This is a genomic window from Streptomyces sp. NPDC087215, from assembly GCF_044744885.1.
GTDB lineage: Bacteria > Actinomycetota > Actinomycetes > Streptomycetales > Streptomycetaceae > Streptomyces.
Genome location: NZ_JBIUZD010000025.1, coordinates 38,595 through 63,340 on the forward strand (window position 1 = coordinate 38,595; position 24,746 = coordinate 63,340).

Annotated in this window: 13 protein-coding genes, 1 tRNA gene and 2 pseudogenes; 5 read left to right on the forward strand and 11 right to left on the reverse strand. The window is 74.5% G+C overall.

The window, feature by feature from the left end; genetic code table 11:
- Nucleotides 1-10 precede the first annotated feature (10 nt).
- Nucleotides 11-1,429: a cellulose binding domain-containing protein gene (locus tag ACIO92_RS33110; RefSeq protein ID WP_366443739.1), complete on the forward strand. Its 1,419-nt coding sequence runs from the start codon at nucleotides 11-13 to the stop codon at nucleotides 1,427-1,429.
- A 109-nt stretch (nucleotides 1,430-1,538) separates the two neighbouring features.
- Here the strand turns inward: ACIO92_RS33110 and ACIO92_RS33115 are convergent, their stop codons facing one another.
- Entirely contained in the window at nucleotides 1,539-2,084 is a 546-nt protein-coding gene (locus tag ACIO92_RS33115) for an EF-hand domain-containing protein (protein WP_366443738.1), read from the reverse strand.
- A gap of 411 nt (nucleotides 2,085-2,495) precedes the next feature.
- Between ACIO92_RS33115 and ACIO92_RS33120 the strand changes: the two genes are divergently transcribed.
- Nucleotides 2,496-3,710 carry a cytochrome P450 gene (locus ACIO92_RS33120; protein WP_366443737.1) on the forward strand — a complete coding sequence of 405 codons (1,215 nt, stop codon included), beginning with the start codon at nucleotides 2,496-2,498 and terminating at the stop codon, nucleotides 3,708-3,710.
- A gap of 218 nt (nucleotides 3,711-3,928) precedes the next feature.
- Here ACIO92_RS33120 and ACIO92_RS33125 read toward each other — a convergent pair.
- Nucleotides 3,929-4,590 (reverse strand): annotated as a pseudogene (locus ACIO92_RS33125) (capsule biosynthesis protein CapD); the annotation flags it as partial.
- 3 nt (nucleotides 4,591-4,593) lie between these two features.
- On the opposite strand from ACIO92_RS33125, the gene ACIO92_RS33130 reads away from it, so the two are divergent.
- From ACIO92_RS33130 to ACIO92_RS33140, 3 genes are all read left to right on the forward strand, one after another.
- Nucleotides 4,594-13,065 carry a type I polyketide synthase gene (locus ACIO92_RS33130; protein ID WP_402284050.1) on the forward strand — a complete coding sequence of 2,824 codons (8,472 nt, stop codon included), beginning with the start codon at nucleotides 4,594-4,596 and terminating at the stop codon, nucleotides 13,063-13,065.
- Between the two features lie 82 nt (nucleotides 13,066-13,147).
- Nucleotides 13,148-14,740, forward strand: a complete 1,593-nt coding sequence (locus ACIO92_RS33135) for an amidase family protein (protein ID WP_402284049.1) — start codon at nucleotides 13,148-13,150, stop codon at nucleotides 14,738-14,740.
- Between the two features lie 468 nt (nucleotides 14,741-15,208).
- Nucleotides 15,209-15,400 carry a hypothetical protein gene (locus ACIO92_RS33140; RefSeq protein WP_366443735.1) on the forward strand — a complete coding sequence of 64 codons (192 nt, stop codon included), beginning with the start codon at nucleotides 15,209-15,211 and terminating at the stop codon, nucleotides 15,398-15,400.
- Nucleotides 15,401-15,437: 37 nt separating this feature from the next.
- Here the strand turns inward: ACIO92_RS33140 and ACIO92_RS33145 are convergent, their stop codons facing one another.
- The 9 genes and pseudogenes from ACIO92_RS33145 to ACIO92_RS33185 all read right to left on the reverse strand — a co-directional run.
- Nucleotides 15,438-15,962, reverse strand: a complete 525-nt coding sequence (locus ACIO92_RS33145) for a hypothetical protein (RefSeq protein WP_366443734.1) — start codon at nucleotides 15,960-15,962, stop codon at nucleotides 15,438-15,440.
- On the reverse strand, nucleotides 15,959-16,561 hold the full coding sequence (locus ACIO92_RS33150) for a matrixin family metalloprotease (RefSeq protein ID WP_366443733.1): 603 nt from the start codon (nucleotides 16,559-16,561) through the stop codon (nucleotides 15,959-15,961). Before ACIO92_RS33150 ends, ACIO92_RS33145 begins: the two co-directional genes overlap by 4 nt.
- Before the next feature lie 212 nt (nucleotides 16,562-16,773).
- Nucleotides 16,774-17,604: a S1 RNA-binding domain-containing protein gene (locus tag ACIO92_RS33155; protein ID WP_366443732.1), complete on the reverse strand. Its 831-nt coding sequence runs from the start codon at nucleotides 17,602-17,604 to the stop codon at nucleotides 16,774-16,776.
- 128 nt (nucleotides 17,605-17,732) lie between these two features.
- Nucleotides 17,733-17,806, reverse strand: a tRNA-Met gene (locus ACIO92_RS33160).
- A 197-nt stretch (nucleotides 17,807-18,003) separates the two neighbouring features.
- Nucleotides 18,004-18,543, reverse strand: a complete 540-nt coding sequence (locus tag ACIO92_RS33165) for a hypothetical protein (protein ID WP_366443731.1) — start codon at nucleotides 18,541-18,543, stop codon at nucleotides 18,004-18,006.
- 474 nt (nucleotides 18,544-19,017) lie between these two features.
- Nucleotides 19,018-22,215, reverse strand: a complete 3,198-nt coding sequence (locus ACIO92_RS33170; protein ID WP_401240639.1) for a M28 family peptidase — start codon at nucleotides 22,213-22,215, stop codon at nucleotides 19,018-19,020.
- 156 nt (nucleotides 22,216-22,371) lie between these two features.
- The gene (locus ACIO92_RS33175) at nucleotides 22,372-23,838 is read right to left on the reverse strand and encodes a helix-turn-helix transcriptional regulator (RefSeq protein ID WP_366443730.1); all 1,467 of its coding nucleotides are present in this window, start codon (nucleotides 23,836-23,838) and stop codon (nucleotides 22,372-22,374) included.
- A 583-nt stretch (nucleotides 23,839-24,421) separates the two neighbouring features.
- A complete protein-coding gene (locus tag ACIO92_RS33180) occupies nucleotides 24,422-24,607 on the reverse strand; it encodes a hypothetical protein (RefSeq protein WP_402284045.1) in 186 nt (61 codons plus the stop codon).
- Nucleotides 24,608-24,627: 20 nt separating this feature from the next.
- A pseudogene (locus ACIO92_RS33185) lies at nucleotides 24,628-24,746 on the reverse strand (IS5/IS1182 family transposase); the annotation flags it as partial.

The following is a 24,746-nucleotide window of genomic DNA, read 5'->3' on the forward strand; positions in this document are numbered from 1 at the left end:
AGACAGCACCATGCGAAGAACCCCCCACCAGCGGCTGCGCAACGCCACCGCAGGAATCCTCGCCACCGGGCTCGCCGCGCTCGGTCTCGCGGCCCTCCCCGCCGCCGCGAACGCCGCCGCGGACACCGCCGCCCCGGTGCTCACCGTGCAGTACCGCACCGGCGTCACCGGTGCCACCGCCGGTCAGACCGCGCCCTGGCTCACCGTCCGCAACACCGGCTCCGCCCCGGTCCGGCTCGCCGACGTGAAACTCCGCTACTACTTCAGCGCCGACGCCCCGGGCGCCGCGTACCGCTTCTCCTGCGACTGGGCCGTACGCGGCTGCGCCAACGTCACCGGGACCTTCGGGACGCTCGTCCCCGGCACGCCCACCGCCGACCGCTATCTGGAGATCGGCTTCACCACCGCCGCCGGGTCCCTCGCGCCCGGCGCGACCAGTGGTGACCTGCAACTCCGCTTCCACCGCGCCGACTGGAGCCAGCTGCGGCAGAGCGACGACCACTCCTTCGGCCCGGACCGCACCTCGTACGCGGACTGGACCAAGGTCACCGCCCACCTCGCGGGCGGCCTCGTCTGGGGCACCGCGCCCGGCGGCCCGGTCGTGGACCCGCCGCCCACCCGGGCCCTCTTCGACGACTTCGTCTACACCGCCCACGACGACCCCAAGCTCGGCGCCAACGGCTGGATGGTGCGCAGCTGGGGCGGCGGCCCGGGTGTCCCGGGCGCGACCTGGGCGCCGGGGAACGTCACCTTCGGCACGGACGGCGGAGCCTCGGTGCTGAAGCTGCGCACCGAGACGACGGGCACCGCCGCGACCACCCGTCAGGCGGAGATCTCCACCACGACGATGAAGTTCCGCAAGGGCACCTACGCGGCCCGGGTGAAGTTCAGCGACGCGCCCGTGCAGGGCCCCGACGGCGACCACGTCATCCAGACCTTCTTCGCCATCAACGACCTCAAGGCCCCCATGGCGGACGACTACGCCGAGTACGACTTCGAGTACCTGCCCAACGGCGGCTGGGGCGAGACCGGAAACACGCTCTTCACCACCTCCTGGGACACCTACGACTCCACCGGGGTCCAGCCGCCGGTGAACACCCACACCGCCGACCGGGCGGGCTACGCGGGCTGGCACGACCTCGTCCTCACCATCGACGACACCGACATCCGCTACTACGTCGACGGCCGCCTCTTCGCCACCCACAGCGCGGCCTACCTGCCCGAACGCGGAATGCTGATCGCCTTCAACCAGTGGCTCACCAGCCTCACCGGTCAGCCCGACACCACCACCGCCCGCACCTACGAGCAGGCCGTGGACTACGTCCTGCACGTCCAGGACCAGGTCCTGACCCCGGCCCAGGTCAACGAACGGGTCATCGCGTACCGCACGGCGGGCCGGACCTTCGAGGACACCGTCCCGGCGTCCTGACGCACCACCGCTCCCCCGCCTGGGGGGCGGCTGCGGCCGGAGCCCCCCAGGCGGACGAGAGCGACGGCGAGCGGGAACAGACCCGCCGTCCGGCCCGGCGGCGGGGCCGTCAGGCGCCCGCCGGTACCGGGCCGCACAGGTGGTTGCCCGGTTCGGCCGGATCGTCGCTGATCCAGAACTGGGTCCACAGGCTGGTGAACTCCGCGCGGTCGAGGTAGCCGTCGCCGTCCTGGTCCAGCCGGCCGAAGACTCCGGCGGTGTCCACGCTCCCACCGTGCCAGGTGTCGACCAGGCGCTGGTGTTCGGCCGGGGAGATACGGCCGTCGCCGTTCTCGTCGACGGCGTCGAAAACGGTCTCGGCGGTGGCGGCGACGACTTCGCGCATCGCGGGCAGCCGGTCCACCATGGCGAGGATCTCGTCGAAGTCGACCCTGCCGTCCCCGTCCGTGTCCACATGGGCCGCCAGATGGTCCCACCAGCCGAGCATGACCCGCTCCACGCGGTCGGCCAGTTCCGATCCGGGCCGTACGCGCGGCAGGTCCTTCCAGCGTTCCGCGAGGGCCCGGAAGTCACGCTGGTCCAGATAGCCGTTCCCGTCGGCGTCGAAGGCGTGGAACATGTGGGACAGCTTGACGCGCTGGAAGTCACTCGCCATGGTCGGCCCTTCTGTCGGGTGCCCCGCGATCCTGCCCGCGAGCGGTCCCGCGCCAACGGCGCCCGGTGGCGCGAGGGGGCGCGCCCGACCCCCGCGCGCCCCTTCCCGCGCCCGCCCTCCCCCGCGCCCCACCCCCGTACACCCGTCCGGCCCGCCCCGCGCGCCCCGTTCGACCGACCTGCCGCACCCCGCACGTGCGAGACGCCCCGGCAGGACCGGGAGGGCTTCGACGGCGGCCGAGTCCGCCGGGCGGTCTTCCCACGACGCCCGCCGGAGCGCACAATTCGTGGCAGTGCGTGGCTTCCCTTGACAGAACGAGGCCGGTCGCCTCGGCGGGAAGCCCTTCGTGGTTTCTCCAGTGAGGGGAGCACCGCCATGCCGTCTTCATCCGTTCCCGGGCCGCGTTGCCCGATGCTCGATCCCACCGGCAGCGCGCTGCACGCGGAGGCAGCCGTGTTGCGCGCGCGGGCCCCCGCGGTGCGCGTCGAGCTTCCGGGGGGCGTGATCGCGTGGTCCGTGACGCGGCGCGGCGTCATCCAGGCCCTGACCACCGATCCGCGCGTGTCGCGGGACTTCCGCAAGCACTGGCCGGGTGCCGCCGACGCTCCCGAGGGGTGGGCCCTGGCCCCCCTCACCTTCCAGGACAGCTTCTTCAACATGTACGGGGCGGACCACCGCAAGTCCCGGGGGCGGATCGCCCCGACGTTCTCGCCCCGGCGGGTCGACCGGATGCGTCCTGGGGTGCAGGCGACCGCGGACCGTCTCGTGGCGGCGCTCGGCGCGCTTCCGCCGGGAGAGAGCGTGGATCTGCGGCAGGCCCTTTCGCTGCCGCTCACGATGACGGTCATCTGCGATCTGGTCGGGGTGCCCGCCCATCTGCGGGCGGGGATGGGCCGGGTGATGGACGCCACGCTCGACTCCACGCTCGACCCGGAGAGCGCGCTGGCCGCGGGGAACGAACTCGTCGAGCGCGTCTCGGAGTTCATCGCCTACAAGCGGGCCCACCCGGCGTCCGACCTGACCACGGACCTCCTGCTGTCCGACGTTCCGGGCCAGGAGCCGCTGTCCGACTCCGTGCTGGTCGGCACGTTGTTCGCGATGATCAGCGCGGGCTACGAGACCGCCGTCAACCTGATCACCAGCGCCGTCCAGGCCGTGCTGGCCCACCCCGAGCACCTCGCCCGTGTCCGCGAGGGCACGATCGGCTGGGACGACGTGGTCGAGGAGACGCTGCGGTTCGAGGGCCCTGTCATGCACCTTCCGCTGCGGTACGCGATCGAGGACATCGACCTCGGTGAAGGCGTCGTGATCGAGAAGGGCGAGGCGATCATCATCGGTTTCGCCGCGGCCGGGCGGGACCCGGAGGTCCACCCGGACGACCCCGACGCGTTCGACCCCACGCGTACGGACAAGGCGCACCTCGCGTTCGGCTTCGGGCCCCACTTCTGCATCGGGGCGCATCTCGCGCGCCTGGAGGCGGACGTGGCCCTGACCACGCTCTTCACCCGGTTGCCCGCGCTCTCCCTCGCCGATCCCGACCGGCGGCCGGCCCGTCTCCCCTCGATGATCGTCAACGGTCCCGCGCGGCTCGACGTCGTTCCCCGGCCGAAGACCGGCACGGACTGAGCCCGCCCCGGGTGGCCGGTCGGTGACCGTGCCGCTCGGACATCGGCCGGGCTTCGCCGCTCCCCCGCCGCCCGGGGCATCGGCCGGTTCCGTCCGCCGGTCCCCTATCGCGTGAGGACCGGCGGGGCGTCTCGGGTGACGCCCCCGTACGTCCGGCAGTCACCCGGACCGGGCCGTCGCTCGCCGGTACGGGGGGCGCACCCTGCCGGGGGTGGTCGGCGGAACGCGGGGGCGTTCTCCTCGGCCCACTGACGGAACGTCCGGGCCGGGGCTCCGGTGACCCGGGTGACCGTGTCGCGCACGGTCAGCGGTTCGTCGTTGACGTCCCCGCCCGTGAGGTCCGGCACCGCGTCCGCGGCTTCGGGCCCGAAGACCGCGACCCTCCGCGCGCGAGCCCGCTCGCGGCTGATCTCGGCGAACGGGATCTCCCGGCCGAGCGCCTGCGCGAGAGCCGCGACCTGCTGTCGGGGGCTCACCCGCTCCGGTCCCGTCAAGGTGTGGACACGGCCGTGGTGACCGGGCTCGGTCAGAGCCGCCCCGGCCACCGACGCGATGTCCGCCGGGTGGATCGTGAGCGGCGCGGCGTCCGCGTACGGGGCTTCGACGGTCCCGTGCCCGCGGACGGCCGACGCCCACATCGGGGTGTTCGAGGCGAACTGGGTCGGCCGCAGACCGTCCAGGCCATGCCGGTGTCCTCGAGCAGTTCCTCGACCGCCAGGTTCCCTGCGGCGGAACCCGGGTGAGGATGCGTCTGGACGGTGATGGAGGACACCAGCACCACATGTGCGACACCCGTCGGCGGGAGCGGTCGTCGCCCCGGCCGGGCAACCGGAAGGATCATGTGGTCGTCCTCGACGACGGGTCGTCTCAGGGAGGTCATGCGGTGGGTCCGCACGCCGACATCGTCAAGCCGCTGCCGGAACTGCTCGGGGAGCACTCCCGTCGTCTCGGGGACAAGGTCTGTTTCGAGGACCGGTCCCGGCGGGTCACCTACCGGGAACTGGAACGCGGGACCGCTCGACTGGCCGGTCATCTGGTGGACCTGGGTGTGGCGCGCGGCGACCGGGTGGCGGTGCTGCTCGGCAACCGCGTCGAGACCGTCGAGAGCCTGCTCGCCGTCACGCGCGCGAGCGGCGTGGGCGTCCCCCTGGACCCCGGCGCTCCCGAGGAGGAGCTGGCCCGTCTGCTCGACGACAGCGGGGCCCGGGTGCTCGTCACCGACGAGGCCCGTCTCGCGCGGCGGCGGACGCTGTCCGCGCGGCCCGGTCTGATCCTGATCGTGGCCGGGGGCGGTGACGAGGACGCCGCCCCGGACGGTACGGCCCCGCCGGGCGCCGCCGGGGGCCGGTCTTCGTCCGGGCCCGGCACCGTACTGCGGTACGAGGAACTGGCCGGTACGGAGCCCGGGGCGCGGGCCCGGGACGATCTGGCGCTGGACGAAGCCGCCTGGCTGCTCTACACCTCGGGTTCCTCCGGCGTGCCCAAGGGTGTCCTGTCGACCCAGCGCAACCGTCTCTCGCCGGTGGCGACGGGTCTCGTCGGTGTTCTCGGGCTGTCCGAACGGGACCGTGTGCTCTGGCCGTTGCCCCTCCATCACGCGATGAGCCAGATCGTGTGCTTCCTCGGTGTGACCGCCGTGGGGGCGAGCGCGATGCTGCCGCCCCGCTTCTCGGTGGCGGGCGTGCTGGGCGAACTGCGGCGCGAGGGCGCCTCGTTCACGCTGCTCGGCGGGGTCCCGACGACCTATACGGCGCTGCTCGACACGGTCCGGGGCGAGCAGGGTGACGCCGGGCTCGGCGGTCCCTCGCTGCGGGGCTGTGTCAGCGGGGGCGCCGCCGCCGGGCCCGGGTTCCGCGCGTCCTTCGAGGCGGTGTGCCGTGTCCCGTACCTGGAGCACTACGGCAGCACGGAGGCGGGTCCGGTCACCATGGCGGGGCCGGGCGGGGCGGGGACGCCCGGCGGGTGCGGCCGGGTGCTGCCCGGGACCCGTGTCCGGCTCGGCGGCCCCGAGGGCCCCGCCACCGGCGAGGGCGAGCTCTGGGTCGAAGGCCCGGGAATCATGGCCGGTTACCACGGCAGGCCGGAGGCCACCGCGGAGGTGCTGCGCGACGGCTGGTTCCGTACGGGCGATCTGGTCAGGGTCGACGCCTCCGGGGAACTGACCGTCACGGGCCGGGCGAACGACCTGATCGTGCGGGGCGGGGCCAACGTCCATCCCGCTGAGGTGGAGGCCGTCCTGCGGCGGATCCCGGGGGTGGCGGACGCCGCCGTGACCGGACGCCCGCACCCCGTCTTCGGCGAGGTGCCGGTGGCCTTCCTGGTCGCCGCGCCCGGGGGCGGCCCGCTGGACCGGGGGCGCGTCCTGGCCGCCTGCCGGGAGGAGCTGTCGGCCGCCAAGGTGCCTGTCGAACTGTTCGAGGTGGCGGAGATCCCCCGTACCGTCTCCGGGAAGGTCGTCCGCCGGGACCTCGCCGCCCTGCCCGCACGGGCCCTGGAGGCACCGACTCCGGACGCGCGGACCCCCGAAGGAGAAGCCCCGGACGCCCGGACCGTGGGCGTACGGCCCCCGGACGTCCGGGGGCCCGGAAAGGCGTACGGAGACCTGCTGGCCCTGGTGCGGGGCGAGGTCGCGGCGGTGCTCGGCCGGGAGCCCCGGGAGGTGGAGCCGGGCACCGCCCTGCGGGACCTGGGCATGGACTCCCTGACGGCGACGGTGCTGCGCGAGCGGCTGTCGGCCGTGACGGGCCTGTCGCTCTCCGAGGCCGTGGCCTTCGACTTCCCCACGGCCGCCGCGCTCGCCGCCCACCTCGGGGAGCGGGACGCCGTCGCGGCGGCGGGTGCCGGGTCCGTGGACCGGGCAACGGCCCGTCCTGACGACGATCCCGTGGTGATCGTGGGGATGGCGTGCCGCTATCCCGGAGACGTGGCCTCGCCCGAGGACCTGTGGCGGCTGGTGGCCGAAGGCCGGGACGCCATCGGGCCGTTCCCCACCGACCGGGGCTGGGACACCGAGGCGCTGTACGACCCGGACCCCGGGCGCCCCGGCCGGACGTATGTGCGCGAGGGCGGTTTCCTCTCCGGTGTGGACCGCTTCGATCCCGGGTTCTTCGGCATCTCCCCCCGCGAGGCGCTGGCCATGGATCCACAGCACCGGCTGCTCCTGGAAGTGGCGTGGGAGGCGTTCGAGCACGCCGGGCTCGTCCCCGGGGCGCTGCGCGGCTCGGCGACGGGCGTGTACGTCGGCCTGATGTACAGCGACTACGCCCGTGGGCTGACGCGGACGCCCGAGCAGGTCGAGGGGTACCTGGGGCTCGGCAACGCCGGAAGCGTCGCCTCGGGCCGCATCGCGTACACCTTCGGCTTCGAGGGACCGGCGCTCACCGTGGACACGGCGTGCTCCTCCTCGCTGGTGGCCCTGCACCTGGCGGCGCAGGCGCTGCGCCGGGGCGAGTGCGCCTTCGCGCTCGCGGGCGGGGCGACGGTGATGTCGGGCCCGTCGTCGTTCGTGGAGTTCAGCCGTCAGCGGGCGCTGTCCCCGGACGGCCGCTGCAAGGCGTTCGGTGCGTCCGCCGACGGTACGGGGTGGGCCGAGGGCGCCGGGATGCTGCTGCTGAGCAGGCTGTCCGAGGCGCGTCGCACGGGGCTCCCGGTGCTCGCCGTGGTGCGCGGCTCGGCGGTGAACCAGGACGGGGCCAGCAACGGTCTGACCGCGCCGCACGGCCCCGCGCAGCAGCGGGTGATCCGGCGGGCGCTCGCGGACGCGGGTCTGGGCACCTCGGACGTCGACGCGGTCGAGGCGCACGGCACCGGGACCCGGCTGGGCGATGTCATCGAGGCGGAGGCGTTCCTCGCGACGTACGGGAGCGGGGAGCGGCGGCGGCCGCTGCGGCTGGGCTCGGTGAAGTCGAACATCGGTCACACGCAGGCCGCCGCCGGGGTCGCCGGGATCATCAAGATGGTGCAGGCGATGCGGTACGGCGTGCTGCCGCGCACTCTGCACGCCGAGGAGCCGACGCCCCGGGTCGACTGGTCGGCCGGGCGGATCGAGCTGCTGTCGGAGGCGCTGGAGTGGCCCGCTTCGGAGGTGCCGCGCCGGGCGGGCGTGTCGTCGTTCGGGATCAGCGGCACCAACGCCCATGTCGTACTGGAGGAGGCTCCGGCGGGCGCGGGCGGCCACGGGTGGCACGGTGAGCGGACCGAAGACGGTGACGGTGACGGCGCCGGGACGGTGTCCGGTACCGGCGCCCGTCCGGAGTCCGCGCCCTCGGTCTTCCCCCTGTCGGCGAGGAGCGGGCCGGGGCTGCGGGCGCAGGCCCGGCGGCTGTACGAGCGGGTGTCCGCCTCGCCGGGGATTCCCCTGGTGGACCTCGGGTACGCGCTGGCCGCCACGCGGACGGCACTGGAGCACCGGGCGGTGGTGGTGGCCGGGGACAGGGCCGGGCTCCTCCGCTCGCTGCGGGCCGTGGCGGAGGGCGGCGAGGGGCCGGGGGTGCGTACGGGTGTCGCGCGCGGTCACGGGCCTTCGGCGCTGCTGTTCACCGGCCAGGGCAGTCAGCGCCCCGGCATGGGACGTGCGTTGTACGGGGCGCGGGACCGGTATCCGGTCTTCGCCGCCGCGCTGGACGAGTGCCGCGCCCTGCTCGATCCGCTGCTGCCGGTGCCGCTGCGGGACGTGATGTTCGCCGGGCCGGGTGACGGGGCGGCCGAGTCGCTGCGGGCGACCCGGTTCGCGCAGCCCGCGCTGTTCGCCCTGGAGACGGCGCTGTTCCGGCAGTTCGAGGCGTGGGGGGTGCGGCCCGGCGCGGTGGCCGGGCATTCCGTGGGTGAGGTGACGGCGGCACATGTGGCGGGGGTGCTGTCCCTGGCGGACGCGTGCGTGCTCGTGGCGGCCCGGGGCAGGCTGATGGACGCGCTGCCCCCGGGCGGGGCGATGGCGGCGGTGGCCGCCGGGGAGGACGAGGTGGCCGCCCGGCTCGCGGCGGCCGGGGGTGTGGTCGGGATCGCCGCCGTCAACGGGCCGGAGGCGGTGGTCGTCTCCGGCGAGGGGGCGGCGGTGCGGGAGGTGGCCGCGTACTTCCGTGAGCGGGGCCGGTCGGTACGGGAGCTGCGGGTCGGTCACGCCTTCCACTCCGCGCTGATGGAACCGGTCCTCGGCGAGTTCGCGGAGGTGGTCCGGGGGCTGTCGTTCGCGGCGCCCCGGCTGCCGCTGGTCTCCGCCGTGTCCGGCCGGGCGGCCACCGTCGAGGAGGTGTGCTCGCCGGAGTTCTGGGTGGATCACGTCCGCCGTCCGGTGCGTTTCGCCGACACGGTGGCGTACTTGGCGGGGCGGGGGGTGACGCAGTTCGTGGAACTGGGGCCGGACGGGGTGCTGACCGGTCTGGTCCGTGACTGTCTGGTGCCGTCCGGGTCCGAGGACGGCCCCGGCGCGGGCGAGGCGGTCGCGGGCGCCCCGGGCACGGGCGGGACGGTCGGTGGCGGGCGGGGCCCGGTACCGCTGGCCCTGCCGACGCTGCGGAGGTCGCGGCCGGAGCCGGAGGCCCTGCTCGACACGGTGGCGGCGCTGCACGCGCACGGGGTGCCCGTCGACTGGTCCGCCGTCTTCGCCGGGCGCGCGGGGCGGCGGGTCGCGCTGCCCACGTACGCCTTCCAGCGCCGCCGGTTCTGGCTGGAGAGCGCCCCGGAGGAGCGGGCCCCGGCCGTGGTGGCGGAGGGGGCCCATCCGTTCCTGCGGTCGTGCACGCGGACGGCGGACGACGACGGTCTGCTGCTGAGCGGGGTGCTCGCGGTGCGGGACCAGCCGTGGCTCGCCGACCACGTGGTGGCCGGTCGCGTCCTGCTTCCGGGGACCGCCTTCGTCGACATGGCCCTGCACGCGGGTGGGTCGGTGGGTGCGGACGTCCTGGACGAGCTGGTCCTGACGGCGCCGCTGCCGTTGCCCCCGGACGGCGCCGTCGACGTTCAGCTGCGGGTGACGGGTGCGGACGGCGCCGGACGGCGTGCGGTGCTCTTCCATTCCCGGCCGCGCACCACGGCGGGTGGCGCGCCCTGGACGCGGAACGCCACCGGGACGCTCGTGGCGGCCTCGGCGGCCGCTCGGGGCGGGCGCCCGGCCGGGGGGTCCGGCCCTGACGCCCTCCGGCCTCCGGCCGGGGCGGTCCCGCTGAAGGCCCGGGGTGCCGGGACGTACGAGCGGCTGGCGGCCGGCGGGCTGGAGTACGGGCCCGCCTTCCAGGGGCTGCGGGCCGCCTGGCGGGCCGGGGAGGAGCTGTACGCGGAGGTCGAGCTGCCGGAGCTCGCGCGGACCCCGGGCTTCGTGCTGCATCCCGCGCTGCTCGACGCGGCGCTGCGCGCCCTGGCCCTGGACGGCGTCTGCTCCGGCGGTTCCGGGAGGGACGGCGGGCTCTCGCTGCCGTTCGCCTTCGCGGGGGTACGGGCGCACGGGTCGTCCGGTGCGGGGCGGCTGCGGGTCCGGGTGACCCCCGGGCCCGACGGAGGGTCCCGGGTGGAGCTGGCCGACGGGACGGGGGCGCCGGTGGCGACGGTCCGTTCCCTGACGCTCAGGCCGCTGCCGCCCTCGCTCACCCGGGCCGGGACGGGGTCCGTCGCCGGGGCCGGGGACGGCGGCGGGGGCGGCGGGGGCGGCGGCGGGACTGTGGCCGAGGCGACGGCTCCCGCCCTCCACCGGACGGAGTGGGTGCCCCTGCCCGAGCCGTCCGCGCCCCAGGCGCCGCCCCGTTGGGGGGTGCTGAGCGCGCCGGGGACACCCCTCGTGGACGCGCTCGCGCCGCCCGGTTCCGGCGTCCCGGTGTATCCGGACGTGGCCTCCTGCGACCCGGCGGCGGCCGTCGTCGTCGTGCCCTGCCCGCTGCCGGGAGCGGCCGCCGAGGGCGAGGCCCCCGCCGCCGGACCGCTGCGGGCGGCGGAGCGGGCGCTGGGACTCGTACGGGACTGGCTCGCCCGGCCGGGCCCGTCCGGCTCCCGGCTGGTCGTGGTGACGTCCGGTGCCGTGGCGCCGGACGAGGACGGCTCGCCCCCGGACCGCGCGACCGGCCGGATCTCCGGAGCCGTCGCCACCGGCCCGCGTACGGACGGCGGGTCCCCGCCCGTGGCGCCGCACGCGCCGGTGTGGGGCCTGGTCCGCTCCGCCGCGCGGGAGCACCCGGGCCGCTTCGCCCTGGTCGACGTGGACGGGCACCCCGAGTCCTGGCGCGCCCTGCCCGCCCTGCTGACCGGCCCCGTGCGGGAGGCCGCGGTACGGCGGGGCACGGTGTACGTGCCGAGGCTGGTACCGGCGACGGGGACGACGGCCCCGGGGGCGCGGGCGCTCGACCCGGAGGGCACGGTCCTGGTCACCGGCGGGACCGGTTCCCTGGGCGCCCTGGTGGCCCGGCACCTGGTCGCCGCCCACGGGGTCCGGCACCTGTTGCTCGTCGGCCGTCGCGGGCCGGACGCCCCGGGGGTGCGGGAACTGGTCGCGGAACTGCGCGGGGCGGGCGCCGAGGTGACCGTCCGGGCGTGCGACGTCGCGGACCGGGCCGCGCTCGGCGCGCTGCTCGACGGCGTACCGGCGGCCCACCCGCTGACCGGTGTCGTGCACACCGCGGGGGTGCTGGACGACGGTGTCGTCACGGCGCTCACCGCCGCCCGGCTGGCGCGGGTGCTGCGGCCGAAGGCGGACGCGGCCCTCGCCCTGCACGAGCTGACCCTCGGCCGGGATCTGGCGCTGTTCGCGCTGTTCTCCTCGGTGGCGGGCACGTTCGGCTCCGCCGGGCAGGCCAACTACGCCGCCGCGAACTGCGCGCTGGACGCCCTGGCCCGCCACCGTGCACGGCTCGGTCTGGCCGGTACGTCGCTGGTCTGGGGTCCCTGGCGGCAGGACGACGGCATGACGGCGCACCTCGGTGACGCGGAGCTGCGGCGGATGGCCCGCTCCGGGTTCGGGCCGCTCGCCCCCGAGGAGGGGCTGGCGCTCTTCGACGCGGCGGTGGCCGGGGACGAGCCCGTGGTGGTGGCGGCCCGGCTCGGTCCGGCGGCCCTCCGGGACGTGGAGGGCACGGCCTGGTCGCGGACTCCCGTGAACGGTCCGGAGGCCGCTCCGGGCGGCAGCCGGTCCGGTGGGGCGTCCGTCCTCGGGGAAACTTCCCCCTTCGGTGGCGCTCCCTTCTTCGGTGGCGCGCCCGGCGCGGTGCTGGCCGGGGTGCGGGCGCTCGCGGCCCGGGTGCTGGGCCATCAGGAGGAGTCCGAGATCGAGGAGGACGTCCTCCTCGCGGACCTGGGCCTGGACTCGCTGGCGGCGGTCGAGCTGCGCAACGAGCTCGTCGCGCAGACGGGCCTCGCGCTGCCGTCCACCCTGCTGTTCGACTTCCCGACGCCCCGGGCCCTCGCAGAGGAACTGACCCGGCGGTCCGCCACCCGGACGCCCCCGGTGAAGGCCGACGAGCGGCACGGCCCCGGAAGCGGCCCGGACGCGGGGACGGGCGGTGACGCCCCCGGGGCCGTATCCGCCGACCGGCGCCGGGAAGCCGAGGTGCCGACCGCCGGAGCGTCCCCCGACTCCCTGCGCGCGCTCTTCCGCACCGCCTGCGCCCGGGGCCGTACGTGGGACGGCATGGTGCTCCTCACCGTCGCCGCACGGCTGCGCCCGGCCTTCGAGGGCGCGGAGGCGGCCGGTGCGGCGCACCCGCCGGTGGTGCTCGCGGCGGGCGGCGCGGGGCCCCGGCTGATCTGCGCCCCCGCGCTCAGTTCGGTCTCGGGACCTCAGGAGTACGCGCGCCTCGGCGCCGGACTGCGCGGGGCACGGCCGGTGTCCGCGCTGCGGCACCCCGGGTTCGGGGACGGCGAGAGGCTGCCTTCGGACCTCGAAGCCCTGGTCACCGCCCAGACCGTCGCCGTCCGTGCCGCCTGGGCCGACGGCCCGCCGGTCCTGCTCGGACGGTCGGCGGGCGGCTGGGTGGCCCACGCCGTGGCCGAACGCCTTGAGGCCGAGGGCACGCCCCCGGCTGCCGTCGTCCTCCTGGACACCTACCCGCCGGGGCACGGCGACCGGGGGGAGCGGCTCTCCGCGATGACCTCGGACATGCTGCGCCGGGCGGCGGACTTCGCCTCCGACAGCACCGGCAGGCTCACCGCCATGGCCGGATACTTCGAGCTGTTCGGTGGCTGGCGGCCCGCGCGGCTCACCTGTCCGACCCTGTACGTACGGGCCCGGGACCCGCTGCCGGGCACCGGTCCCGCCCCGGCCTGGGTCCTGCCGCACACCGAGGTCACCGTGCCGGGGGACCACTTCACCCTGCTGGAGGAGCACGCCCGTACGACCGCCCTCGCCGTCCATGGGTGGCTCACCGCACCGGCCTGAGGACTCCCGGGGAGGGGCGGCGGGACAAGGAGGCGTGGAAGTCCCTTGTGCCGCGTGCTCCTCCTCCGGTGGGCTTGTCCCCATGATGAAGAGAAGCGTCGCCGCGCTGACCGTGGCCCTGGCCCTCGCTCCCCTCCTGGTGGCGGGTGTGCCGGGGCGGCGGGCGGTGGCCGCCGCGTCCTCGCCCGCCGCCGGTCCGGTGCTCCTACGCGGAGTGGACCTGGACACGGTGACGATCCCCGAGTTGCAGGACCGTATGGGACGGGGGTCCCTGACCTCGTCGGCGCTGACGCTGGCGTACCTGCGGCGGATCGAGGCGGTCGATCCGAGGATCGGCGCGGTGCTGCGCACCAGCCCGACGGCCCTGCGCCAGGCTGCCGCCAGTGACGTACGGCACCGTCTCGGGAAGGCCCTCGGTCCTCTCGACGGCATTCCGGTCCTGCTGAAGGACAACGTGGACACCCGTGACATGCCGACGACCGCCGGGTCGCTCGCACTGGCCGGACGACCGCCGGAGAAGGACGCGGAGCTGGTCCGGAGGCTGCGCGCGGCCGGTGCGGTGGTCCTCGGCAAGACCAATCTGTCCGAGTGGGCCAACTTCCGTGCGGCGAGGCCGACGTCGGGCTGGTCGGCGGTGGGCGGGCAGACCCGCAATCCGTACGTCCTGGACCGCAACCCCTGTGGTTCGTCGTCCGGTTCGGCCGCCGCGCTCGCCGCGTCCCTGGCGCAGGTGGCGATCGGCACCGAGACGGACGGCTCCATCGTGTGTCCCGCCGGGATGAACGGGGTCGTCGGCCACAAGCCCAGTCTCGGTCTGGTCAGCTCCTCCGGCGTCGTCCCCATCTCCGCCGAGCAGGACACGGCGGGCCCCATGGCACGGAACGTCGTCGACACCGCGCTCACCCTCGCGGTGCTCGGCGGCCACGGCGACGCGGGCCCCGACGGCGCCTTCGGCACCACGGCGGCCACCCGCCCGGGTGCCCTGCGCGGGAAGCGGATCGGTCTGTGGCGGCTGCCGTCGCTCGGCGCCGGGGTGGACGCGCTGATGACCCGGACGGCGGCCCGGCTGCGGGCGGCGGGGGCCCGGGTCGTGGAGGTGACACCGCCGTACCAGGACAGGCTGGCCGCGCTGGAGTTCCCGGCGCTGCTGAGCGAGTTCCACTGGGACATCGACGCCTATCTGGCCACCCGTCACGGGCCGCGTGACCTCGCCGGTCTGATCGCGTTCAACCGGACGCATCCGGCCGAGCGGTCGTGCTTCGCCGGGCAGGAGCTGTTCGAGCAGGCGCTGGCCGCGCCGCCGACCACCGATCCCGGCTACCTGGCGATGCGCGCCGAACTGAAGGACCTGTCCCGGAGGTCCATCGACGGGACCATGGCCGCCCATGACCTGGACGCCCTCGCCGCCCCGGCGAACCCGCCCGCCTGGACGACCGACTGCGCCCGGGGCGACAACGACGTGATCCCGTCCTCCACCCCGGCGGCCGTCGCCGGGTATCCCTCGCTGTCCGTGCCCGCCGGGTTCGTCGGCGAACTCCCGGTCGGCCTCCTCCTGATGGCCGGGAACCGGCAGGACGCGGCCCTGCTGTCGCTGGGCGCGGCGGTGGAGCGGCGGCTCGACGCCCGGCGCGCTCCCCGGTACCTGCCGACGGTGCCGTCCGGGAGCGCGGGGTAGGCGTACGGCGGGGTTCCGTGGGCCGGGGACGAGTGGCTTGTGCCGGGCGTGGCGTCGTCGGGCACGGGCGTACGGGCGCGGGGGCGTCAGGCACGGCGGTCCGGGCGGTGGTCCGGAGGACCCAGAGGCCCCGGAGGCCCCGGGGTGGCCCGGGGTGGCCCGATCTCCGTCCCCAGGGGCGCGGCCAGGCCCGCCGGGTGCGTGCTCGTACGGCGCGACGCGGAGACACCCGCCGGGCTCGTACGGTACGACGGGGAGGGTCCGGGTGCTCCCGGCCGGGCGCCCGGGGATCGCGCCGGGCTCGCAGATCCACCGCAGCCCGTACGCGCTCCACCGGCCCCCGCCCTGGCGTGTTCGGCCCCGACCGCTCGGGCCCGGACGACACCCCTTCGGCGTGTCGCCGGAGCCCCTCGGCCGGTGCGCCGGAAATCCGGCGCGATTGTCGGACCCCGCCCGTACGGTGTTCCCATGCACACCATCGTCGGTCTCCCCCGTCACGCGCCTGCGGCATCCTGGGTCAACACCCGGATCAGGGAGCTGATGGACGAGCCGCGCAGCGAGTACCGCACGACCGAGTACCGGCGTCTGCTGGCGCTGTGGGCCGAAGCGGTCGAAGGGGCCCCCGCCGGGCGCGCCCCGGAATTCGTGACCGCGGCCTGAGACGGCTCCTGACCGTTCGCCGGACGGACGGTCCTCCTCAGCAGTCCCGGCCCGAGCAGGGGCCCGACCGTCCGGACGGATCCCGGTCGGCCACCAGCGGCAGGGCCACCGCGTCCTCCCAGACCGACAGTTGTCCGGCGTCCACCGGCCGCATCTCCCCCTTGAAGAGCTGCGCGTGCCCGTCCCCGGCCACGTCCGTCCACGCGTGGGTCGCGAACACGTACGTCCCGCCCGCCTCCAGCCACTCCGGTCCCACGTCCTCCGGGGCGTACGTCACCCGTACCGTGCCGTGCAGGCTCCCGCGCAACGCCGAGACGACCTCGACCAGGTAGACGCCCTGCTCCCATCCCTCGATCTCCCGCAGTTCCTCGAACGCCCGCACGGTGCCGGTGAAGACGTTCTCGGCCTGTGGAGCCGTGCTCGCCGGGTCCGTCGCGTCGTACCCGCGCAGCGCCTCGGGGCGGGTCCGGGGCTCGGTGTACTCCTGGAGGCCGATCCAACCGCCCACCGTGACCACGGCGGCCGTCAGTCCGCCGACGAGCACTCCCACGGTCCTGTTCATCGTGACCTGCCCCAGAGCGCGTGGTAGTTGCCGATGTCCCGCGGAGTCGGTGCGTCGATCCGGTCCGCCGCGAGGTCGTCGTAGTCCGACCACATCAGGGACCGGTAGGACAGCGGTTTGTGGCAGAAGCCGAGGGCATGGCCCATCTCGTGCGCGGCGACCCTCCGCCGGTGTTCCGCCCTGCCCAACGGTCTCCCCTCCCCCAGATAGGCGGCGTTGAGTTCGATCGTGTCCGTGCCGCTCCGCCCGGCCCACCGTCCGTAGACGTTCTTCCACTCGCCCGAGGTGCTGTCGGCGTCCCGCCACACCAGGTCGGCCCACGTCGTGGCGTCGTCCGGCCGGATCTTCACCCGGGTGAGCGAGCCCGCCGACCAGAGGCGGTGGGCGGTTCTCCGTGCGTCGTCGAACCGGGTCTCGTCGTCCCAGGCGATCTCGGTGCCGTCCACCGACGAGCGGCCCCGCGCGTCGCTGCGGCCGTCCTTGCACGTCGCGGGGGTGGCGGCCTGGGCCGGGAGGGAGGCCGCGCGGACCGGGGCGGGCAGCGCGAGCAGTACGGCCGCGGCCGACGCGGCGGTCAGAGCTAAGGCGTTCGTCCTCATGGTCAGCAGACCATAGCGGCCCGTAGGCCTACTTATGGGACATCCCGTGCGGGCCGGACCCGGGGCGACGATCTGCGGGCCCCGGGCGGAACCCGGCCGTCCCGACCGGCGTTCAGCGCGCGGAACCCGGTGGGGCCGGGTCCGTACGCCCCACGGGACGCACGGTTGAGGGACCGGACTGACGGGACCGGACTGACGGGACCGGTCTCGGGTCAGCCGGGGGCCGGGGGCGCCGGTCGTCGGGAGAGGAACAGTCTGCGCCGCTCACGGTCGATCCCGGTGATGACGACCGCGATCTCGTCGCCGATCCGCACGGACGCCCCCGGAGCCCTTCCGGATGTCCCGGTGCCGTTCCGGTCCTCGATCAACCCCTCTGTGCCGTCGCCCACTTGGACGAAGACACCGAACGGGACCAGTCCGGTGACCCGGCCCCGCATTTCGTCGCCCACCGAGGCGTTGTCGGCGAAGGTCTGGAACGGGTCGGGCCGCGTGGCGCGCAGCGACAGTCTGGCCTCTCCGTTCGTCGTGTCGAAGGAGAGGAACGCGCAGGTGACGTGCTCCCCCACCCGGACGACGTCCGTCGCCGCCTCGAAGCGCCGCCAGGACAAGTCCGGCAGGGCGATGAGCCCGACGCCGGGGAGGACCGGATGGCTCGGGCCTTCGTCGAGCGCCACGAGGACGCCGAACCGTTCGATCGACGCGATCCGTCCCGAGAGGAGGTCCCCGGCGCGGAGGGAGTCGAGGAACGCCCAGAGTTCGGGGCTCTCCGTGGCGGTCGTGGCCAGCCACACGCGCTCCTGGTCCAGGTCGACGCCGATCACCCGCGCGGTGATCCGTTCCCCCACACGTGCCGACGCTCGGGCGGACCCGGCCCAGGAGAGATTCAGCGACCCCACGAACCCCAGCGGGCGGGCGGCGAATCCGTCCAGGGTCACCGCCACGCCGTGCCGGGTCACCTCTGCCACGGTCCCCTCGCGGAGATCGCCGACGCGCATCGCGGCCAGGAAGCCCCGGGAGAGCTCTTCGTCCGACGACCCACTCATGGCGCCCCCTCTCACGGGCCCCGCCCCGAACCCCGGGAAGGGGATCGCGGGGCGGTGGCCGGTCCTGCCACGGAGCGGAGCGCATCGTCGTGTGCCAGGACACGCGGCCGCCGGGTGGTCGAGCGGGACGGGGTCGACCGGATTCGAACCGGCGTCTTCCCACATGAGGTGAAGGCGCGACGACCACTGCGCTACGAACCCCGTCCCACCAGTGATCGTAGAGACCCCCACCCCCGCTGTCTCCCCGAATACGGCCCGACCCCCGTCGCCATGGGCGGGCGGCCGGACGGTCGGCCACGACGGGCCGCCCCCGGCCCGGGGTGGGGTCGGGGGCGGGACGGGCCGGGCCGGGCCGGGCCGGGCCGGGCGGGACGTGGAAGGCTGTCCGGAGCGGGTCCGTCAACAGGGACGGATGTGGTAGACGGGGCTCCAGGAGGCGGTGCCGGTGGACTTGGCGACGTTCGACCAGCGTTCGCTGCCGTCCTGGTTGTAGAAGCGGGCGCGGGTGCCGGGGGTCTGGTTGTTGTTGAAGGTGCCGTCGCCGATGCCGTCGAAGTCGTAGTAGCCACAGCGGTAGTAGTCGTAGATGTAGCCGCGTCCGTCCTGGACGCACAGGTGTCCGTCGGCGCAGGACGGGGCCGCCGCGGGCGCGGCCAGGTCGCGGGTCTCGGAGCGGCCGGGCACGGCGACGGTGACCGTACCGCCCTCGGTGGTGAGGGTGTTCGCCGAGATCTGGCGGGCCCTCGGGTCCTGCGCGAGGACGGCGTCGACCCGGTCCCGCAGCTCCGCGGCCTGCCGGTCGGTGAGTCCGGCGGCGCGGGTCTGCCCGGCGTGGGCGGAGCCGGTCGGAACGGTGGTCGATGCCTGGGCCGACAGGACGGGCCCTGCGATCAGTGCCGCCACGGCGGTCATGATCGCCAGGGTCTTGCGCGCTGACATGGTGGTTCCCCTCTGTTTCTGCGACCGGAGGGCTGCCCGGCTTCACGGCGGGCAGCCCGGTTCGTGCCCACACTTTCACCGCCGAGGGCGTCGACTGAAGAGGGTAATCAGTCGCTGACCTGCTGTTTCGTCCTCTCACTCCCTCACCGGGCGGCGCCCTGTCCCCCGTTCGTCTCGCACGGCCGTTCGCGCTCCTCGGTGCAAGGGGCAACGATTCTTCCGTCCTGGCGTGCGCGTTCCCCCGGCGGGCGGTCCCGGCGCCGCCCGCCCACCGGGGTGGCCGGAAACGGAACATCCGCTTCGACTTCGGGGGCTCCTCCCGGCGAGGGTCACCCCCTGCGCGAAGGCCCCCGGCCGGTACCCGTGTGTCACGGGTACCGGCCGGGGGTGTGGGGTCGCGTTCGGCGACCGGTCGGGCCGTCAGGCCCTCAGACGTTCGGGCCGTCAGACCTCAGGGCCTCGGCTCGTCAGCCCTCAGAGGCGCTGCCAGAGGGCGGGGACGTTCGGGGGCTCCCAGCCCTGGTAGGCCGTGTGCCCCTGGACGCACCGGTAACGGACGCCGTCGTAGGTGACGATGTCGCCGGCCGCGTAGGTGCCGCCGAGCCGCCAGGTGGTCTCGCCGCCGCCACCGCCGGAGACGGTGAGGGTGTACGTGGTCTGGTGGCTGACCTCGCCCGCACCGGAGAGGGTGAGGGTGTACGTCCCCGGGGCGGTGCCGGTGGCGACCGCGACGGTGGCCGTCGAGGACTGTCCGGAGGTGACCGAGGCGGGGCTGAACGACACGGTCACGCCGGTCGGCTGGCCCGAGGCCGTGAGCTGGACGTTCTGCGCGTTGCCGCTGGTGGTCGCCGTCGACACGGTGACCGTGGCGGAAGCGCCGGGGGCGACGGTGCCCGCGGCGGGCGACGCGGAGATCGAGAAGTCGTTCACCGGGGTCGTGGTCTCCCCGACGGCGGTCTTCCACAGGGTGTAGGCGATGCCGTCCGCGCTGCGGTTGAGGGCGGTGGCGTTGATGTTGGCGGTGGTGTCACAGGCGGAGTGGTAGCAGGGGTCGTACGCCCGGCCCGCGGTGCCGCCCCACTTGGCCGCCTCCGAGGAGGACTTGGTCGCCGAGGCACCCGTGGCGTAGCCGGAGGTGGGGATGCCGATCTGCTGGAAGGAGTAGTCGTCGGAACGGCCCTGGCCCTCGACGTTCTCCTGCGGGGCCAGGCCGAGGGAGTCCCAGTAGGCCTTCATCGGCGCGGACGCGGAGGAGTTCAGGTTGTTGATGAAGTAGCCGCCGTTGACGGAGGCGACCATGTCGAAGTTGTAGTACGCCTTGATCCTGGACCGCTCGGTGGTGGCGAGCGTCCGGGCGTAGAAGGAGGAGCCGTTGAGGCCCTGCTCCTCGTCGGTCCACCAGGCGAAGCGGACCCGGTTCTTCATGGCCGGGTCGGTCTTCGCGAGGGTGAGGGCCGCCTCCAGGAGCGCGGCGGAACCGGAGCCGTTGTCGTTGATGCCCGCGCCCGCGGACACGCCGTCGAGGTGCGCGCCGAACATGTACACGCTGGCCGCGTCGCCCTTGGGCCATTCGGCGATCAGGTTGTTGCCCGCACCGGCCGTGCAGCCGGAGGTGCAGGTCTGCTCGGTCACCGTGTAACCGGCGGCCTGGAGCTTGCCCTTCGCATAGGCGAGGGACGAGCGGTAACCGGCCGTGGTGGAGCGGCGGTTGCCGCCGTTCTGCGACGCGATGGCGGACAGCTGCGCCAGGTGGGCCTGGACGGCTGCCACATCGACGTCCGGCGGGGTGTTCGGGGTACCGCCCCCGCCGACCCGCAGGGTGTACTGCGCGGTGTGGGAGTTGCTTCCGCTGCGGCCCGTGACGGTGATCGGGTAGGTGCCCGCGGTGGTGCCGGAGGTCGTCGCGACGGTCATCGTGGCGGAGCTGCCGGAGGTGACCGTGGACGGGCTGAAGGAGACGGTGACCCCGGTGGGTGCGCCGGTGGCGGTGAGGGCCACCTGCTGGGCGCTGCCGGACACGGTGGTGGTGTTGACCGTGGCGGTGGCGGAGGAACCCGGCTGGACGTCGCCGGAGCCGGGTGCCAGCGCCAGGGAGAAGTCGGTCTGCTGCGAGGCGCAGGCCGGGTCGCCGGTCTGCGCGGGCACGCTGATGGCGTCCCAGGCGGCCTTGGTGGTGGCGAAGAGGCCGCAGCTCGGGTCGAGGTTCTTCGCGGCGGTCAGGGTGGCGGTGCGGTAGCGCTTGTAGGTCATGCCGCTGGTCTTGAGCAGCATGGCGCCGTAGAAGATCCGGCCCGCGTCCTTGACGCCGATCCCGGTGATGGTGGAGTTGTTGCAGGTGGAGCTGGAGGGCTTGCCGCCGCCGGGGTTCGAGCCTTCGGCCAGCAGGTAGAACCAGTGGTTGAGCGGACCGGCGGCGGCGTGCTCCTCGGTGGTGGGGATCGACGCCGAGTAACAGGCCGGGTCGCCGAGGGCGGCCGGGTTGTACATGTTGCGGATCGGGCCGCGGCCCTGGAGGTTGATCATCTCGCCGACGGTGTAGTCGGGGGTGTCGAACGGCGCGGGCTGGTTGGCGTACGCCTCGGTGAGCGCGCCCATGATGTCGCCGGTGGCCTCGCCGAGTCCGCTCTCGTTGTTGGCGCCGCCGGGCGTGTTGGAGTCCAGGCCGTGACCGTACTCGTGGGCGACGACGTCCACACCGGCGATCCACTTGTTCGCGCTGTTGTGGCCGATGGTGATGGTGGAGCCGTCCCAGTAGGCGTTCAGCTCGTTGAGGCCGACGCGCGTCGGCCAGCTGCCGCCGTTGCCGTTGTGCCCGTTGCGGCCGAGCCACTCCTTGAGCATGTCCGACTGCTTCTGCGCCGCGTACATGACGTCGACGCAGCCGGTCTCGCGGCTGGTGGCGTTGCCCGTGCCCCAGTCGTCGGTGGCCTTGGTGAACAGGCCGCCGCTGTAGTCGGAGCACTGGAGGCCGGGGCGGGTGGTGTCGCGCAGGACGTACTGGGTGCCCGAGCGGGAGGTGTCGATGGTGAGCGGGCTGGGCCCGTTCCACTCGCTGCGGCCGGTCCCGGCCCGGACGTCGTCGTAGGAGTCCACGACGTCACCGCTGCGGGCGTCGACGAAGACGTGCAGCTTGCTGGGCGCGCCCTCGGCCGTGCGGCCGGTGAGCACGGTCTCCCAGGCGAGGGTGGCGTGGTCGTCCTTGACCCGGACCACGAGGCGCGCCGCCTCGGCCTTCCGGACCTCGGCGAGTCGCTTGCGGCTGGTCCGTTCGGCCTTGGCGGCGGTGACCTTGGCGGTGGTGGGCACCGAGACGGCGTTCTCCGTGGCGGAGTGGACCGAGCGGACCTTGCCCTCTCCGTCGGCGAGGACCACCGCGTCGCCGCCCACGACGGGCAGGCCCCGGTAGGTGCGCTCGTAGGCGACGGCGTACAGGCCCTGGGTCCAGGGGATGACCTGGTGCCGGTCGTACTGCTCGTCGGGGCCCTTGGCGAGCGCGTCGAGACCGCTGAGCGCCGCCAGATCGGCGGCGGCGACGGCCCTCGCCGCCGAGGGCGGTTGCGGCTTGCTCGTGGGGGGTGCGGCGACCGGCGCGGCTGCCGCGACCGAGGTCGGCACCACCACTCCGAGTGTCACGACCAGGGATATCCCGGCCACCGCCATCTTTCTCAGCATCATGGCTCCTTGTGAGAGGTGATGAGCCACCCGGCCGGTGTCGTGGCTATGACAAAGCAACGATCCGGGTACGGGTGCTCCCGTCGAGGAACACCGGTACGTCCGACGCGTCGCGTCGGCGGGCTGGCCGCACCCTCACATCCGTCCGCGCCCGGGTCAACGCGTCCGGGCGTGCGGTGCGCGGCTGGCAAATTCCGGCAAGCCGCGCACCGCGCTCCGCACCCCCAGATCGGCCAACTGGTCCCGGTATCCGGTGACTTCGGGGACACCGGACCAGTCCCGGGAGAGCCTGGTGTGGAGTCCGTCCAGCTCCGCGCGGACGAGGAGTTCGTCGGTGCCCGCCGCCATGTCGAGCACCGGCGCGGCGAGCGCGACCGCCGCCTCCGGGTCACCCGCGCAGGCCCAGCCGTCGGCGAGCCGGAGGGTGAGCAGCAGATGCGTGTCCCGCATGAGGGGCGAGAGCCGGGCCCGGGAGCGGGCGACGGCCTCGACGGCACGCCGGGCGGTCGTACGGTCCCCGGTGGCCGCCGCGAGGTCGCGCAGCGCCCCGCCGATCGCCGAGTCCAGTCGCATCTCTCCCTCGGCGCCGGTGAGCCAGGGGGCCTCCAGGTCGTCGTCCCGGCCGAGCCTGTCGAACGCCCGGCGGGCGGCGGCGATGTGGCGGCGGCACTCGGCGGCGTCCTGGCGGAGCGCGTGCCCCCGTGCCTGGTAGAGGTGGGAGAGGGTGGAGATCCAGCGTCGTCGGCCGTCGACGGCTCCGATGGCCTCGGCGTATCCGAGCGTGGGACCGGGGTCGTCGTCCAGTCTGACCAGGGCGCAGATGTCGCTGAGCAGTGTGGCGCGCGCCGGTATGTCGTGGACGGCGTCCGCCCAGCGCAGTCCGTGGCCGAACCAGGCCATGCCGATGCTGCTCTGGCCGCGCCGCATCCGCAGCCGTCCCGCGACCTGGGCGTACTGAGCGGCGATCCGCAGCTGGCCGTGGGGGGTGCGGCCGGTCGTGTTGACCGCGTCGGCCCAGCGGATCACCCCGCGCAGCAGCCGTTCCGTCGTGGCCGTGCCGTCCAGGGAGGTCAGTTGCAGCGCGCCCCGGATCACACAGGCGAGGAATCCGGTGAGGGCGTGCAGCACCTCCGTTTCCATGGCGGTCAGTTCGTCGAAGCGGGGGTCGCCCGCCGCCAGCCGTGCGAGGAGTTCCGGGGCGGCGGCGCGGTCCGGGGTGAGGCATCCGGCGCTGCCGTGGAGGGGGCACACGAGCCCTTCGGCCGGAAGTGCGGCGGGCCACGGGAGGCCGTCCCAGTCGGCTGCGGCGCCGCCGGGCTCCGCGCCGGGCGGTGTGGTGAACAGACCCGTCTCGGCCGGTAGTCGCCGTCGGTCGTGCGGCGAGTCGTGGGAGGCGGCGGCCAGCGTCGCCAGTGCGCCGTCCGCGCCGAGTGCCGTGTCGAGTCGGTGGACCAGACCGGGCGGCGGCTCGCGCAGCCCCGCTTCGAGGCGGCTGATCTGGCTGTGGTGGTACCCGACGAGCTGGCCCAGCTGGCGCTGGGTGAGGCCGGATCGGCGACGCCAGGACTTCAGGGCGCGCCCGAAGTCCTCCCAGGGCGCTCCGGACCGTGCTGAACTGCTCATGACACCCCTCCTGGCGGAGGCCGGCGCCTCCAGCGGCGTGACGCCCGGACCTTGCCCCAGACTGTCCGTCAGGACAGGGCAGGGGCCGCCGCCCTGTCAATTCACGTGGCTGAAAAATCGCCAAAATGGTCTGAACCATGGACTGTGGACAACTCGTCCTGTGGTGACCAGCCGGGTGTACGGAACCGGGGTACGGGTCGCGGCACCTCGCCCCGTGACCGAAACCCGCGCACGGCCGAGAGGCGGGCCTCGCCGGGGCGGGGGCGGGCGCCGGGACGGGGGACGGGGGCGGGCGCCGGGACGGGCGGGCGCGACGGGAGGTCCCGGGCCCCCGCGGACCGAAGGGTCCGGCGGGAGCGGACGACCGAGGGCGGGGCGAGGGGGCGAGCGGCCCCTCGCCGGGAGAGGCCACCGGGGCGGTCGCGGGATGCGCCGCGGATCCTTCACACCGACAGCCGGTCACCCTCCTGTACGGGAAGGTGACCGGCTGTCGGCGCAAAGGCAACGGCAACGGCGGCTGTGCTTACGGGAACGGTCGGGATTTCTTGTGACGACGCCCCGGAGACATCCGTCCGTGCGCGGCTCAAGAAACGAGGAAGTACATCCGGACGGAGAGAGTGGAGTCCCAGTCCACTTCTCCCCGGACGTGCACCTGACCGTTGTCGGGTGCGACATTGTGGACCGTCATCGTCGCGTCTCCGATGAACGGAGTGCGGGACTGTCCGCCCAATTCGCACATCGACACCATGACCACACTGTTCGGGGTCACCCCGGGAACACTGAGCCTCTTCAGCGTTGCCGCTCCAGGGTGAGATGGCTTTGGCGATTGACGTCATGCGGTTGGGGCTGCAGCGGGACCTGCGGAAGATCCGCCAGGACTTCAGGCAGGCCACGCCGCGCTCAACCGG